General features: G+C 65.4%; 17 protein-coding genes and 1 pseudogene. 12 read left to right on the top strand and 6 right to left on the bottom strand.

What is annotated here, in order from left to right:
• Nucleotides 1-35 precede the first annotated feature (35 nt).
• Nucleotides 36-1,226, top strand: a complete 1,191-nt coding sequence (locus tag KIH31_RS15320) for an ATP-binding protein (protein ID WP_250546075.1) — start codon at nucleotides 36-38, stop codon at nucleotides 1,224-1,226.
• Between the two features lie 132 nt (nucleotides 1,227-1,358).
• Here KIH31_RS15320 and KIH31_RS15315 read toward each other — a convergent pair whose 3' ends face one another.
• The 3 genes from KIH31_RS15315 to KIH31_RS15305 are packed head-to-tail and all read right to left on the bottom strand — an operon-like array spanning nucleotide 1,359 to nucleotide 4,188.
• Nucleotides 1,359-2,051: a hypothetical protein gene (locus KIH31_RS15315; protein WP_214428006.1), complete on the bottom strand. Its 693-nt coding sequence runs from the start codon at nucleotides 2,049-2,051 to the stop codon at nucleotides 1,359-1,361.
• The gene (locus KIH31_RS15310) at nucleotides 2,042-2,833 is read right to left on the bottom strand and encodes a hypothetical protein (protein WP_214428005.1); all 792 of its coding nucleotides are present in this window, start codon (nucleotides 2,831-2,833) and stop codon (nucleotides 2,042-2,044) included. The genes KIH31_RS15315 and KIH31_RS15310 overlap by 10 nt, the downstream gene beginning before the upstream one ends.
• A complete protein-coding gene (locus KIH31_RS15305) occupies nucleotides 2,830-4,188 on the bottom strand; it encodes a hypothetical protein (RefSeq protein WP_214428004.1) in 1,359 nt (452 codons plus the stop codon). Before KIH31_RS15305 ends, KIH31_RS15310 begins: the two co-directional genes overlap by 4 nt.
• Before the next feature lie 240 nt (nucleotides 4,189-4,428).
• On the opposite strand from KIH31_RS15305, the gene KIH31_RS15300 reads away from it, so the two are divergent.
• From KIH31_RS15300 to KIH31_RS15275, 6 genes are all read left to right on the top strand, one after another.
• Complete coding sequence (locus tag KIH31_RS15300; protein WP_214428003.1) at nucleotides 4,429-4,617, top strand: hypothetical protein; 189 nt, start codon at nucleotides 4,429-4,431, stop codon at nucleotides 4,615-4,617.
• A 67-nt stretch (nucleotides 4,618-4,684) separates the two neighbouring features.
• Nucleotides 4,685-4,882: a hypothetical protein gene (locus KIH31_RS15295; RefSeq protein ID WP_214428002.1), complete on the top strand. Its 198-nt coding sequence runs from the start codon at nucleotides 4,685-4,687 to the stop codon at nucleotides 4,880-4,882.
• Between the two features lie 27 nt (nucleotides 4,883-4,909).
• Nucleotides 4,910-5,695: a hypothetical protein gene (locus KIH31_RS15290; protein ID WP_214428001.1), complete on the top strand. Its 786-nt coding sequence runs from the start codon at nucleotides 4,910-4,912 to the stop codon at nucleotides 5,693-5,695.
• Between the two features lie 3 nt (nucleotides 5,696-5,698).
• Nucleotides 5,699-6,838, top strand: coding sequence for a hypothetical protein (locus KIH31_RS15285; protein ID WP_214428000.1), 1,140 nt, complete (start codon nucleotides 5,699-5,701; stop codon nucleotides 6,836-6,838).
• Nucleotides 6,835-7,545 carry a hypothetical protein gene (locus KIH31_RS15280; protein ID WP_214427999.1) on the top strand — a complete coding sequence of 237 codons (711 nt, stop codon included), beginning with the start codon at nucleotides 6,835-6,837 and terminating at the stop codon, nucleotides 7,543-7,545. The genes KIH31_RS15285 and KIH31_RS15280 overlap by 4 nt, the downstream gene beginning before the upstream one ends.
• On the top strand, nucleotides 7,542-8,168 hold the full coding sequence (locus tag KIH31_RS15275) for an OmpA family protein (RefSeq protein WP_214427998.1): 627 nt from the start codon (nucleotides 7,542-7,544) through the stop codon (nucleotides 8,166-8,168). The genes KIH31_RS15280 and KIH31_RS15275 overlap by 4 nt, the downstream gene beginning before the upstream one ends.
• Before the next feature lie 40 nt (nucleotides 8,169-8,208).
• On the opposite strand, the gene KIH31_RS15270 is transcribed toward KIH31_RS15275, so the two are convergent.
• Both KIH31_RS15270 and KIH31_RS15265 read right to left on the bottom strand, forming a co-directional pair.
• Complete coding sequence (locus KIH31_RS15270; protein WP_284676031.1) at nucleotides 8,209-8,376, bottom strand: hypothetical protein; 168 nt, start codon at nucleotides 8,374-8,376, stop codon at nucleotides 8,209-8,211.
• A complete protein-coding gene (locus KIH31_RS15265) occupies nucleotides 8,373-8,549 on the bottom strand; it encodes a hypothetical protein (protein ID WP_214427997.1) in 177 nt (58 codons plus the stop codon). The genes KIH31_RS15270 and KIH31_RS15265 overlap by 4 nt, the downstream gene beginning before the upstream one ends.
• Before the next feature lie 396 nt (nucleotides 8,550-8,945).
• Between KIH31_RS15265 and KIH31_RS15255 the strand changes: the two genes are divergently transcribed.
• Nucleotides 8,946-9,248 carry a DUF4193 domain-containing protein gene (locus KIH31_RS15255; RefSeq protein WP_214428085.1) on the top strand — a complete coding sequence of 101 codons (303 nt, stop codon included), beginning with the start codon at nucleotides 8,946-8,948 and terminating at the stop codon, nucleotides 9,246-9,248.
• A 194-nt stretch (nucleotides 9,249-9,442) separates the two neighbouring features.
• Here KIH31_RS15255 and KIH31_RS15250 read toward each other — a convergent pair whose 3' ends face one another.
• Nucleotides 9,443-9,913: a MarR family transcriptional regulator gene (locus tag KIH31_RS15250; RefSeq protein WP_214427996.1), complete on the bottom strand. Its 471-nt coding sequence runs from the start codon at nucleotides 9,911-9,913 to the stop codon at nucleotides 9,443-9,445.
• 9 nt (nucleotides 9,914-9,922) lie between these two features.
• Here KIH31_RS15250 and KIH31_RS15245 point away from each other — a divergent pair, with 9 nt between their 5' ends.
• The 4 genes and pseudogenes from KIH31_RS15245 to KIH31_RS15230 all read left to right on the top strand — a co-directional run bounded on the left by KIH31_RS15245 (nucleotide 9,923) and on the right by KIH31_RS15230 (nucleotide 13,986).
• A complete protein-coding gene (locus KIH31_RS15245; RefSeq protein ID WP_214427995.1) occupies nucleotides 9,923-11,053 on the top strand; it encodes an ABC transporter substrate-binding protein in 1,131 nt (376 codons plus the stop codon).
• A gap of 81 nt (nucleotides 11,054-11,134) precedes the next feature.
• Nucleotides 11,135-12,586, top strand: coding sequence for an APC family permease (locus KIH31_RS15240; RefSeq protein ID WP_214427994.1), 1,452 nt, complete (start codon nucleotides 11,135-11,137; stop codon nucleotides 12,584-12,586).
• Nucleotide 12,587: 1 nt separating this feature from the next.
• Nucleotides 12,588-13,595: an acetamidase/formamidase family protein gene (locus KIH31_RS15235; RefSeq protein ID WP_250546074.1), complete on the top strand. Its 1,008-nt coding sequence runs from the start codon at nucleotides 12,588-12,590 to the stop codon at nucleotides 13,593-13,595.
• Between the two features lie 93 nt (nucleotides 13,596-13,688).
• Nucleotides 13,689-13,986: pseudogene (locus KIH31_RS15230) on the top strand (DUF4193 family protein).
• Nucleotides 13,987-14,018: the final 32 nt, after the last annotated feature.

The raw sequence follows: 14,018 nt of genomic DNA, 5'->3' as shown, positions 1-14,018 counted from the left end.
CTATCGTTTTGCTAGACTTCACTACATTTCCATAGATGTTGTCTGAGATGAGGTTCGCGTTGGATGCCGTATCGAATCCGTATTCGCCCGGTGCCGGGAGGAAACCCGCTGCTCTTGTTGGACGCGATCAGCCCCGCCGGGACTGGCAGGTTGCCATCGAACGGGTCGAGGCAGGCAGGACGGCTCAGCCTTTCGTTCTTTATGGGTTGCGGGGAGTGGGCAAGACGGTTCTGCTCTCGGACTTCCGCCGGGCCGCGAGCGATCGGGACTGGCTTGTGGCGCAGGTCGAAGCGGGCGCGGGTAAGTCGTTGCGCGAGGCGCTAGGGGAATCACTCCATGCTCCTCTCGCTGATCTGGCGCGCCCGTCGGCCGGTCGGCGCCTGCTGAAGGCGCTGAAGACCGCGGTCAGCTTCAAGGCGTCCTACGATCAAAGCGGAACCTGGAACTTTGGCCTGGACCTGGCCGGGGCTTCCGGCGGGGGAGCGGACACCGGCGTTCTCGAGACTGACCTCCGCAAACTTATCCACGACCTGGCGTCAGCTGCGGAGGAAGAGAACGTTGGTCTGGCGATTCTGATAGATGAGGCTCAAGATCTCGGGGAAGCCGAGCTCGTGGCGCTCTGCGCAACCGCGCACGCGGCCGCGCAGGACGACTGGCGTGTACTTTTCGCGTTTGCCGGTTTACCCAGCCTGCCGCGGGTCCTTGCTGAGGCCAAGTCTTATGCCGAACGTTTCCATTACGAAAAGATTCAGGAACTCCGCGGTACCGTAGCTTCCGAAGCTTTGACGAAGCCGGCAAGTGAGGACGGGGTCGAATGGGACGACTCCGCCGTCGCTCTTATTGTGACCGAAAGCGCCGGTTACCCCTACTTCCTGCAGCAGTACGGACAGGACACCTGGAACGCCGCAACGGGCGAGAAAATAACCTATGACGATGCCCGGGTCGGCGCGGCCAACGGCCGGGCCGCCCTCGACAGCGGCTTTTTCCGTGCCCGCTGGGACCGCGCAACACGAGCCGAACAGAACTACCTCCGGGCAATGGCCGAAGACGGCGACAAAGGCAGCTCCTCCGGTGAAATTGCCGCGCGACTGGGACGAGGGCCGGCCAGCTTCGGACCGATCCGGGCGAACCTGATCGCAAAGGGCCTCGTCTACGCGCCGGAACATGGCGTTATTGCCTTCACCGTCCCGGGGATGGCGGCCTTTATCAAGCGCCAACCTAAGTGAGCACTTCTGCCCGATACAGCCAGCTCCTCGGCAATCGACTTCCTTGGTCCGTCCAGTCATGGAACCACGCCGGTATCCGACATCGGGCGATTCCGCGATGGGAGCAGCTCAACCCGGATCTGGGTGCACTGCCTAGGCCGGCGTGGCGGGACGGTTCCGGGAGCGGCTGTGGCGGGGGTGGTTCTTCTGCCACGCGACGTCGACACGCAGGGTGGTCGAGGTGGCGGGCCAAGGCTGCGGGAGAGGCTTGAACCGTGACCAGTCGAACGGCGCGTGCCCGAGTTTGGGGTGGCGCGTGTCGTAGATCAGCGCGGCGCCCCACAGACTTACGGCCGCGGTGATGACTAATTTGCTGGCGGGCGGGCCTGCGGAGGCGAGGGCGGTGGGGACCGTGGAGGTCAGCAGGTAACCATGCACGGGGTAGATCACGAACTGGTGGTAGATCTTCGTCGGGGCCCACGCTTGCTCGCGGATATAGAAGAGTGTTTTCAACTCAGTTCTGACCTGGTGGAGGCCAAATACGAGACCGGCGGCAGGGATGAGCCATCCGGTCGGCCCCGATAACCAGAGGGGAGGCGATAGTTGCTCTTGGTCAATGACGGCGGTGGCGGTCCCGGCAGCAACGGCAAGGGCCAGGTCTCCCAGGACGAGTGAGAGGAAGTCACGGGAGGGGCGGAGCATGCGGTGTTCGGTCAGGGCCGCCAGCAGGAGGGGCATCCCCGGTGTGATGATGAGCGAGGCCAGCAGGACGGCCCAACCGCCACCGGTGATCAGGGCATCCCACCCGGGGAGCCACCCGGGGCGGGATGCCGGATCTAGTTCCACAGGTTGTTCCGGCACAGCCTTTCGAAGGCCGGATCCCCGAGGGTCATGCGGTGGCGGATGGCGAAGTGCATCAGCGCGTCTTTGGTGTTCCTGTTGCCTTTGCTGTCTTTGTCGAAGGATGCCGGGAATTCGAGCATGCGCAGCTGCTCGGGGATGGAGGGCTCGAGGTCCTCGTCTGAGAGCACACGGGAGATAACGTCCGCCCGCCATTTGCTCGCCTTGTTCGAGGACGCTCCGCTGCCTGCCGCGTGTGCCTGCCACATGAGCAGGTCCTGTTCATTGGAGAAAAGGACGTCGACGGCCCGCTGATCCCGGTGCCGGGGGAGGCGGTATCTGTCGGTGGTTTCGTTGTCGATCCGGCGACCGGTGAAGAAGCAGGTCAGCGCCCTTGCCAGTTCCTCATCGTTGTCTTTGGGCACGATCCCGGCCGGGCGGGTGAACCGGAACGCGGCCATTGCCGACAGCACCCGCCCGCCGCCGTAGTCGTTGATGTCGCTGTATATGAGGTAGGGGGTGTAGGGGAGGTTTTCCTCGAGGAAGGAGATCGCGGCCAGGCCGCTCTCCCGGGGGCGTTGATAGTTGTTCACTGTTTCCATGCCCATATCCAGATCAACGACGATCAGGTTGGGCACTTCGCTGCCGGTGACGCGTTTACGCAGCGCGTCGACTGAGCCCACCCGTTTGACTTCCAGCCCCGCAGCCTGGGCGAGGATCCTTTGGGCTTCTTTTTCGATCGTTCCCGCCGGGCCCTGGTGGTCATCGAGTACCCAGATTCTTTTCATGCGAACGTGTTCTCCTTTGTCGGGTTGGCCGGGTACAGGGAATGCCAGCGGGCCTCCACCGTGGTGTTCCCGGGCCGGGAATCTATATCGAGGGTGCCGTTTCCTTCTTCCCGCGCCAGAACCTGATTCAGGGCATGCAGGCTGGAACGCGGGTCTGAGAGGGCATTAGACCCGTCGAAGCCGGGACCGTTGTCGGTGACGCTGATGCTGATAATGCTGCCGGCATCTGTGGGTAGCCGGTGGATGTCGACTCGGATTTCCGTGGCCGCCAGGGCCGCGTTGGCGAGCAGGTCCGTGAGGACGAAGCGGGCGATGTCCCAGTCCGTGCCATCGAATGCGATGGAAGCTGTGGCAGGTGTTATCTCCAAAGCCACCTTGTTGCTGTTCAGGGGCGGAATGGCGGTTGCCGACGAGCGGATCAGGTCAGCGGCATTGGAGGAGCTCCTGCGGCCGATCCCGGAGAGCAGGTCTTCTTTGACTGTCACGAGCCGGGAGCGCAGATCCCGGGCATCGCGCAGCGCTTCCCCGATGGCGGGTTCGGGTGCTTCCAGTGCGGCGATCAGGTTTTTCAGGCCCGGGTTGAGCAGATGCAGGAATCTGGCCGAGTCCTGCCGCTGCCGCTGGGTTGCCTCCGCGGTAACCTTCGCGGCCGCACGTGTTGAGGCGTCATACACAAAAATCGCCCAGTACACCCAGACCGGCAGCAGCACGGCCATCCCTGCGGCCAAAGTGTTGACCTGCACGCCGGATGCGCCTGCCACCACAACCCAGAGAGCGAGCGCCCCGCTCAGGAGGCCCGGCAGGGCCAGCCTCTCGATCGCGTGACGGCGGGCGGGCTGCCAGGACGACGCGGGATCAGGGATGGTCCAGGTGGGGACCAGCACCATGTTGATCCACTGGAACGAGGTAAACAGGGCCACGAGGACAAGGCCGATGGTCCGCACGTCCGCTGCCGCCAGATTTGCGTGGACATCAAGGGCCAGAGGGAAGGGCCCGACCACCAGTGACATTGCGAGGATGGCCCCGAGTCCTTCCAGGGCCCCGGGCAGGTCGATGCGGCGTCTGCGCACACCGGTGGCGCCCAGGTGCACGGAAAGGCGGCGGGGGAGAAGACCAGTCAGCCGCTCGCGCAGGTCCTGGCGGTGGTGGATGAAAGCTATCGCTGAGCCGAGCAGGAGCACGCCTACCCGCACCGCCGTTCCCCAGGAAACGGCGTCGGCGCCAAGGACAGCCCAGAACAGGAAGGCTCCGGCGATAGCGACGCGCACGGACGATGTCGCCCACAGCACGCTGAGTGTGAGGCGTTCGGCTGCGGAGAGGCGACCCGCCGCGTCCGCCGCGGAAATCAGTGTCATTCCACCATCATCGCGTCCTGCGGCGCACCCGTTCACCCACAACATGCCCTCGCCCGGCATCATGATGCCGCGCCGCCTCATCCTCATCCCGGCCCCGGGCGCCGGCGTGCCCGCCCCGGTCACGGTCTCACCCCACGCGCCCGCTGATCCCGGAAAAGATCGTGGAACAGCGGAACCCGGGTCCGCCCCAACCGGGCGGCGGACCCCCCCCCGCACCGATCGAAAGGATGTGGCAGACAAATGGCTTTCCCGATGCCCCCGATCCAGCCGCCGGCTCAGCACCGGCGCGCCGACGCGGACGCCCAGAAGCGCGCCGAGGAATACCGCAAGAGGCAGGAAGAGGACGCACGCCGCCGCCGCGAAGAACGCGAACGTGCCCTGATCGCCGAATCGCGCCGCCGGGCGGCCGAAAACAGCAAACGCAAGTAACCCCCATTGGGTGTGCCCCGGCCCGCGGGCCGGGGCACACCCCATCCCGACCAGATTGGAGCACACCGTGGACAAGGACACCAGGAAACTCATCAGGAAACTCACCCGGCAAGGCTTCGACGTCCGACGCACCCGGGGCGGCCACTTCGCAGTGCGGGCCGCCGGGGTGCAGGTCACCGTGCTCGCGGGCACCGCGAGCGACTGGCGCTCAACACGCAACGATCTCGCCCGGCTCCGCCGCGCAGGATTCACCCAATCCGCTTGACCACCCAGCAGGAGTAAGGAAACCACGATGCACCTGATCACGAAAATCACTGCCCTTGCCGCCGGCCTGGCAATCCTCGCCGGCGCTACCGCCTGCGACCCCCAGCCCACCGGTGACCTCTCCCGGCTGCAGAGCCTTGCCCGCAGCTGCCCCTCCGGGTCCACCCGCACCGCCTACGTAGCTGACGACGTAAGCACCAGCTCGAACACACCCGACGCTGCCACGGCGCGGGCTGCAGCCGTCAAAGACATCGCGACCAGGGTCGCTGTCTGCGGGGGCAACCTTCGCGTAGACGCCTTCACTTCCGGTGCCGCGGCCAGCCGCATCGTCTACGACGGCACGCTCGATCCCGCCGGCGCCACCGAGATCGCAAAACTGCGCAAGGTCACCGGCCTCGTCGAGTCCGTCATGGGTGAGGTCGAAACCGGGCTTGCGGCCGCCGCCCGCCAGCTGCCTGACGGGTCCGACATCACCTCCCAATTCGCCCTCGCCAAGGAATACGCCGCCCAGAAAGCGGTCAGCCACAAAATTCAGCTCTCCGTGGACCTGCTCACCGACGGGGTCCAGACCACGGGTGTGGTGCTGAACACCCCGGCGCTGACCAACGCCTCAGCGGTCAGTCTCGCTAAAACAGCTCCTGTCACAGTCCTGCCCGCAACGACCACCGTGCGGATCTCCGGGCTTGGCAAGACCGGAGGAGGCGCCGCACCGACCACTTACGTCGATGCCCTGAAGACCTTCTATTCCACCTACTGCACCCGCACCGGCGCCGCGTCCTGCGAAGCCGTGACCGACTACACGGCAGGAGCCTGAGCCATGTTCGCAAAGAAACCGTTCCGCCCCGCGCACGAAGACGACACCGGGGAGGTAATCAGCCGCGCTGAGAGCATCAGCTACCTCCCGCTCGATGAAGCAACCGCGGTGCCGCGCCCGGATACCATCAGCAGCGGCTGGCACGAACACGAATTCGACGGCCTGGGAGCCGAACAGAAACGCCTCTGGGCCGCGGAGGGAGAAAAAGAGGCACGCAAGGCCAAGATCAGAGGAGCGGCCGAACGCGTGCGCCGCGACACCGCCGTGCACCAGGTGGAAGTGCAGAAAGACGAGCTGGCGAAAGCCAAGGCCGACCTCGACCTGCACGAAGAGGCCCTGGCCGGATACACCCGCCGGGAACCGCACGCTAAAACCATGTACCTGCTGCGCTGGGCACTGCTGCTGCTGGGCGACATCGCCGGTATCGCCGGCGCCGCGATCCTCCTGGGCGAAATACCCTCCCTTGCCCTCCTGCAGGCCGTCGCCTCCGCCGTCGCGGCCGTGACAGCGGGACTGGCCGGAAACGACATCCGCGACGCGCGGCTCGCCCGCCGGCGTGCCCGGGACACCAAAGACCTGCCCCCGCAGCACCAGCGCTTCGCCTGGATCTTCAACGGCGGGGACACCGGAGAACGCATCGTCAAAGCCATAGTCCTGGCCGGCATCACCATCACGGTGCTGATCATCGGGGGCATCTTCGCCCTTCGCGCAGGCGTCGAAGGCAGCCTCGGCGGTATCGTATTCGGCTGCCTCGCCGGCGCGATCTGCCTGGCCAGCGTCCTGAACACCTACCAGTACGCCGACGAAGTCGCGGACCTGCTCGACCGCGCCTACCACCGGTACATCCGCGCCTCCAACCGGCTGAGGACCCTGGCCGGCGCACCCGCCATCGCCAGGTACGAGTCCGCGGCCGCGGAAGCCGCATCCATCACTGCCGAACACTCCGAGCGCGGCACCGCGGGCCAGCTCAAACTCACCGCACTCAAACACGGGGTGTCCCGGGCGAACCCCGCCGTCATGGGCCACGGGCCCGCCCCGCGCAGCTCCTTCCGGGAACCTGACCTGTTGACCCTGCTCGAGAGCGCGGACGGGCAGAACGGGAACCACGACATCGCTGCACGCACCAACGGGGCCGCGTCGTGAACGCCGCGGTCCTGCCCGCCCGTCTCGCCCGCGGGCGGCTGCTCGGAACCGGAGGCCTGGGCAACAACGCCCCGGCACCGAAGCTGAACCTGGTGCTCGGCCACCCCGGGACCTGTCCCGCGGAGCCGACCCTGACCATCTGCATTTTCGATGATTCAGGGTCAATGCTCGGCGGGGCCGATTCCACCGGAGAGCGGTACACCGAAGCCGGTATCGTTTTCGACCGGATCAGCCGCAGCTGCAGGTGCGACCGTGAGAAAGCGGCCATACTGCACATGAACCGGCCCACCTCCGCCGACCGGGCGCCGCTGGCCCTGAACCGGCGCGCCAGGTCTGACTTCGCCGGCGCCCTCACCGTCCCCACCGACGGGGACGGTGCCAGCACGATGGGCGCCACCCTCGAAAAAGCCCTTCAGATTGCCCGCGCCCACCCCTCCCACCGGACCGCGCTGCTGTGCTTCTCGGACTTCGAACTCACGGACACCCCGGCGCGGCTGGCAGCCGACCTCGCGGCTTTCCCCGGCGACGTCCACGCCGTCGTCATGAGATCCGAGCCGCCGCAGGAACTGCTCAATCAGGAGGCCATCACCATCACCCGCATCGCCGCCGGCGCAGCACCCGGGGCGGTCGCACGCGCACTCTTCCACACCCTGACCATTCACCGGCCCGGGGCCGCCGCCAACGCCAGGAACAGGACATCATCATGAGCCTCACCATCCGCCGGAACTCCGTTGCAACGCTCACCGCAGCCCTCAGCGCCATCCTCACCGCCGCCGTGCTCAGCGGCTGCTCCGCACCGGGCAGCTCAGCATCCCCGCCCGGTACCCCGGCGGAGTCCGCGCGACCCGCATCACCGGCGAAAACGGCCGTATCCGCAAGCGGTGGCACGGACCCGCTGAGCACCGATGAGAACCCCTGGTGGCAGCACGTCGGCGGCCCCGTCCCTTCCCCGACGCCCGTGGAGGTGCCCCGGACCGAACGGTACCGGCTCAACGGAGCTGTCCTGTTTGAAGCCAACACCTCCGGCCTGACCGCGGGCGCGGCAAGCCAGCTCGAGATCATCCTCACCGCCCACCGGCTCCTGCCCCGCTCAACCCTGACCGTCGACGGCTACACCAACCCCGTCCCCGGAGGGAACAGCCAGCGCAGCCTGACGCTCTCAGCGGAGCGCGCAGAAAGCGTCAAAGCCTGGTTCGTCGCCCATGGCGTCACGGCAGCCCGCATCAGCACCCGCGGCTGGGGTGACACCCGCCCGCTCTATCCTGCCGACACGGACGAACACCGCGCCGCCAACCGCCGCTGCGAGATCACCCTCACACCGCACCGCTGAAGCAAGAGGGGGACCGGGACCCTCCGGGAGCCAGACTTTGTCAGCCCCAACGACACCGGATGATCAACCATCGTGCCGGGCGGTTCCACTCGGAAACGCGCAGCCTGCGGCAGGCCTGGTCCACGGCCGCCACAGCGGCTTGGCCGGTCAGGCCGCGCCGGCGGCGCAGGGTCGCAGTGATGCTTGTCCCAGGGGCGGGGGGGCTCATGAAATGTTCTCCTTCGGCGCTGTCTTTGCCGGGTGTTCGGTGCGTTTGGCCAGCAGCTCGCCGTAGACGCCGATCGAGGGCACCGGCCGGGTGTCCGGTCGGAGCCAGGCCATGACCGCCGCCGGGTCCGTGAACCGTCGCCGGGTGAGGACGAACACGCGTTGCACTCTCATCGCTTTCCGAGCACCGCGATGACGGTCCGAACCGGGACCACCCCGGGAGAAATGGTTGCTCGTCGGCGGGGTTCGCCCTCGTAGACGACACCCTCTGCAGGGAACACCACAACGAGACCATCGGCGTCCTCATCTGCGGCACGACGAGCGACCGCAGCCTCGGCTACAGCCGGGGGCCGCTCCGCCTCACCCATGGCCGTCGCCGCCTACACCTACGACAAGCTCCCCGAAGCAGAACAACAAGCACTGCCCGCCGGGAGGCACCTGGCCGCCGCACTGGACTGGACCGACACGCCGGAAGACTGGATGGCGCAGGCGGGGCGAGGGAATGACCGCTCGCGGGGTGTATGTTTTCTGTCGGGTTTGATGGGAACAACAGAGAAGAGAACGCCCCAAGTGGCAACTGATTACGACGAAGTGCGCTCCGACGTCAAGGAATCACAGGACAGGTCTTTGGAAGCCCTTCAATCCGCGAACGCACCGGATGCCAGGAGCGTCGTCCGTGAACTCGACGAAGCCGATGCTCTGGATGAATGGATCACCCCCGGCGGAGAAATTGTTGCCGAGGAACTCATAGTCCAGGTCATACCTCAGGCCGACGACGAGTTCACCTGCTACTCCTGCTTCCTGGTCCGCCACCGCTCCCAGCTGGCCCGCGAGAAGAACAGCCATTCCTACTGCATCGAGTGCGAAGGCTAAGACTCAGAGCAGTCGGCCGTCCGGGGGTCTTCCCGAGCCGTTCCGGGTCGCGGCACGACGCGGGAATCGGCCGCCGGTTGGCTGCTGCGCATTGTCCACGTTTCTTCAGGCCCGGGCGCACTGCTGCCGACGTTCCGGGGGCACAGGTAGGTGGTGTTGCCGTGCGAGCGGATCCGGTGTGGGTAGCGTCGCGCTTATACGGGCAGGCGGTGGTGAAGCTCGAGCCGTTCCCCGCACAGGTCGATCGCGAGGCGCAGGGCGTGGACGGTTTCAGTGCCTAGCCGTGCCTGGGTCAACTGCTCCCATGCGGAGACGACGCTGCTCATTCGGGCGAGACGTGCAGTGCCGTGCTCGGAGAGCTGAACGGTGATCCGGCGGCGGTCTTCGGGACTGGGAAGCCGGAAGACCGATGCTGTATCTTCCAGTGCATCGATGACCCGGCTCAGGGATGCGTTTGCCATGTCCGATGCGGACGCAAGTTCACCCATTGTCGGTGCGCCAAGCTTCGAAACCAGATCCAGCACCCGCCATTGTTCTACGGTGGCATCCACCTCGCTGAGCGCCAGGCCGAGTCCATCGTGGAGCTGTTTCTCGACGGCGGAGAGGGCGGTGAGAACCCATGACAAGGCAGGCTCGTGTCGATTGTCGTCTCGAATGGCGGGCATGGATCCTCCTTGATCGCGCTGCAGGCCTGGATGCGGCAAGATCTGTCTGTGACCTCCGCAGTCAGCCTAGTGCTTCCGGGCACGCTCATTTTGCGCGGCCCGCCATCCGGAACTCTCAGCATCGGGCTACTCGTGCCGCTCTCGGGCGTCATGGGGATCGCGGGCCCGTCCATCCTGAACTTTGCGCTGCTGGCCGCCGAGCATGTTGCCGAGCGGGTCGGTAAGGTACCCGAGCTGGTCGTGATCGACGCCGGCCGCGGTCCTGATGAGGTTGCCGCCTTAGTGGGGCAGCTTGTCAGCGCCGGTCTTGTTCATGGCCTCGTGGGCGCGCACACGTCCGATGTCCGTGCCGCCGTCGCGAGGGTGGTCGCTGACCGGGTGCCGTATGTTTTCACACCACCGCGTGAGCGTGATTCGATGAGGTCCGGCACAATCTTCACGGGTTCAGACCCGCGCATGCAGTTGCAGCGGCCGCTCGAGTGGATCATTGCCCATCATCGGGTACGAAGGTGGGCACTCATCGGCAATGAGTACGTGTGGCCGCGCCAGGTGCACCGCGTCGCGTCCAAGGTGCTTCGAGACCTTGGACAAAGCGTCGTTATGGATCGGCTTGTTCCGCTCGGATCCGTCGATACGGAACGCCTGCTGGACGAGGCGGGGAAGAGCCGCGCTGAGGCCATCCTGCTCTCCCTCGTCGGACGGGACGGAATCAACTTTCACCGTCAGGCCACCGAGGCAGGCACCGGCCAACGCTTCATCCGCTTGTACACGACGTTCGACGAGAACTGCCTGCTGGCAGCCGGGGGAGACGAGACCGGTTTGCTTTACTCTGCGATGCCCTCGTTCATAGGACAGCAGGACGAGCGCCACGAACGTCTGATGGAGCTCTACCGCGACCGCTTTGGCGTCTCCGCGCCCTTGCCGGCGTCCTATGCGGAAGGGTGCTACGACGGGATCATGCTGCTCGCCGAGTTGCAGCTCAGCGGGCTGCTCGGGTCGATGCCCCCGCCCGTTGCCGCCCGGCGTGTGGCTGCGGCAGGAAGTTTGGGCGGCGCGGCTTACGCCGGTTCTGCCGTTCGCTCCCAACTCGCGGTGGCGGAAGGACACGAGTTGCTTGTCATCGGCAACAGTGCTGCGTAGGATCCAATTCATTCCATCTGGAAATAATTTCTGATCCCGGGGGCGTTGTCGTCCGCGGCTAAGCATTGGATGTCATCGACGATGAGCACAGAATCGCGCGGATCGCAGGAAGTCGCCGCTCTCCCCGGGGATGCCGGGGAAGCGGGTGACCGCATCGAAGAGTTCGGCTATAAGCAGGAGCTCAAACGCAGCCTCAAATTCTCCGACCTGCTGGTCTACGGGCTGATCTTCATGGTGCCGATCGCACCGTTTGCAATTTTCGGCAGTGTTTTCCAGGCCTCCGGCGGCATGGTGGCGATGGCGTACATCGTCGGGATGCTCGCCATGATGTGCACGGCGAACTCCTATGCGCAGATGGTTCAGGCCTTCCCGATGTCCGGCTCTGTGTACACCTACGTCGGGCGCGGCATCACCCGCGTCCTCGGGTTCGTAGCGGGGTGGATGATCCTCCTGGACTACGTCCTGATTCCCGCGCTGCTCTACTTAGCCGCCGCGATCGCCATGAACGGCATGATTCCTGCAGTGCCCCTGTGGGCATGGCTCGTCGCCTTCGTGGCACTGAACACCCTTATCAACTATCTGGGGATCGAATTCACCGCCCGCGTCAACAAGGTCATGCTCGTGCTCGAACTCCTGGTGCTGGGCATATTCCTGGTGATCGGCTTTACGGCCGTTGCCAACGGTCAGGGCTCCTTCAACTTCGATGCCTTCTTCAACCCCCACACCTTCAACTGGTCGCTGATCTTCGGAGCGGTGTCGATCGCTGTGCTCTCCTTCCTCGGTTTCGACGGCATCTCCACACTCGCCGAAGAGAACGCCGGGACGACCAAATCGCTGGGCCGCTCCATGATCGCCGCCCTGCTCCTGGTAGGTGTGCTCTTCGTCGTGCAGACCTGGGTGGCCTCCATGCTCGTGCACGACCCTGCCGGCCTGATCTCCAACGGCGATCCGAACGGGACCGCGTTCTACGACGCTGCACAGAACGCAGGAGGCCCCTTCCTGTTCATTCTTACGGCCGCGGCCACCGCCGTCGCATGGGGCTTCGCCAACGCCCTCGTTGCGCAGGCGGCGACCTCCCGTCTTCTGTTCGCGATGGCCCGGGACCGTCAGCTTCCGGCGTTCCTCAGCCGGGTCCACCCCAAGCGCGGCGTGCCGGTCAACGCCACGTTCGTTGTAGCCGCGATCTCCTTGGTGCTCGGGCTCTACCTCGTCACGCAGCCCAACGGCCTCACCGAAATCTCCACTCTCGTCAACTTCGGGGCGCTGACGGCTTTCTCCCTGCTGAATATCGCAGTCGTGTGGTGGTTCGTTGTCCGCCAAAAGTCACGCCGGTGGCTCGTTCACCTTGTGCTTCCGCTGCTCGGTCTCGCCATCCTGGTCGCAGTGATCATCAACGCCAACATCAGCGCCCAGATCCTGGGCGTGCTGTGGCTCGCGGTCGGTGTCGTGGTCGCGATCGTCCTGCTCAAGACCGGGCGGATGACCGACCGCGCTGGAGCCATGTCTCCGGTTGATGCAAAGGAAGTCCGTTGACATGGTGATTCACTCTCTAAAGCCCCGCCCCGACCAGTTCTCCTACGTCTTCGGCGGAACCGAGCCACTGCTCAGCGTGAAACCCGGCGACGTCGTCGAACTGAGCACCGAGGACTGTTTCGGCGGCCGCGTCACGAGCCCGGAGGACCTCCCGAGCAAGGTCGTTCCCTTCACTGAGCTCAACCCGGTATCCGGCCCGATCCACGTCGAAGGTGCAGAGGTCGGCGACGTGCTGGCCGTGCACTTCGTCTCGATCGTCCCCGCCCGGCCCTACGCCATCTCCAGCACGTTCCCCCTTTTCGGGGCACTGACCCCCACACACGAGACCGCGATGCTGTCTGCCCCGCTGGAAGAACGGGTCTGGTTCTACGACATCGACCTGGAATCCTGGACGGCCACATTCCGTGCCCGACGATCCGAACACGAACTACGGTTGCCTCTGGACCCAATGCACGGCACGGTCGGCGTCGCACCCGCCAGCGGGGAGGTCCGCCTCGTCGTGACCCCGTCCACCCACGGCGGCAACATGGACACCCCCGAAGTCCGGGCCGGCACCACGCTCTACCTCCCGGTAAACGTACCCGGGGCGATGCTCTCCCTCGGCGACGGCCACGCCCGGCAGGGTGAGGGTGAAATCTGCGGAACCGGCCTGGAATCCGCGATGAACAGCGTAATCGTGGTGGACATAGTCAAAGGCGGCGCCCTCGCGTGGCCCCGGCTGGAAAATGACGACTACATCATGAGCACAGGATCAGTCCGCCCGCTCGATGACGCTTTCCGGATCAGCCAAACCGACCTGGTCTCCTGGACATCGGATCTGACCGGCATGGACACCCTTGACGCCTACCAGCTCGTCAGCCAACTCGGTCTCGCGCCGGCCGCCAACGTCTGCGACCCCAACTACACGATGCTGGCGAAGCTGCCCAAATGGTCACTAAAGTCGGTCGAAGCATACGGCGGGGCCCACCGCCGGCTCCGTGCCGCCGCAGAGGAGTATAAGGCTCGGTAACGGATTACGACTGGGCCGGACCGGAGGCCACACCGGACCGGCCCAGACCTTGTCTCGGGTTTGGTTGGAACGGCAGAGAAGAGAACGCCCCACGTGGCAACTAATGACGACGAAGTGCGCTCCGACGTCAAGGAATCACAGGAGAGCTCCCTGGGAGCACTTCAATCCGCGAACACGCGGGATGCCAAGAGCGTGGTCCGTGAGCTCAACGAAGCCGGTGCTCTGGATGAGGGGATCACTCGGCGAAATTGTTGCCGAGGAACTCATCCTTCGCGTGATTCCTCAGGGCATGGACGAGTTCACGTGCTACTCCTGCTTCCCCGTTCGCCACCGCTCCCAGGTCGCCCGCGAGAAAAACGGACATTTGTACTGCATCGAGTGCGCGGGCTAACAGAACATGCCGTTCACGGCCCCCAACCCTGA

It is taken from the genome of Paenarthrobacter sp. DKR-5 (assembly GCF_018531425.1).
In the GTDB taxonomy this organism is placed as follows: Bacteria; Actinomycetota; Actinomycetes; order Actinomycetales; family Micrococcaceae; genus DKR-5.
The sequence above is the reverse complement of the archived record's forward strand: the minus strand, read 5'-3'. Positions and strand labels throughout refer to the sequence as shown.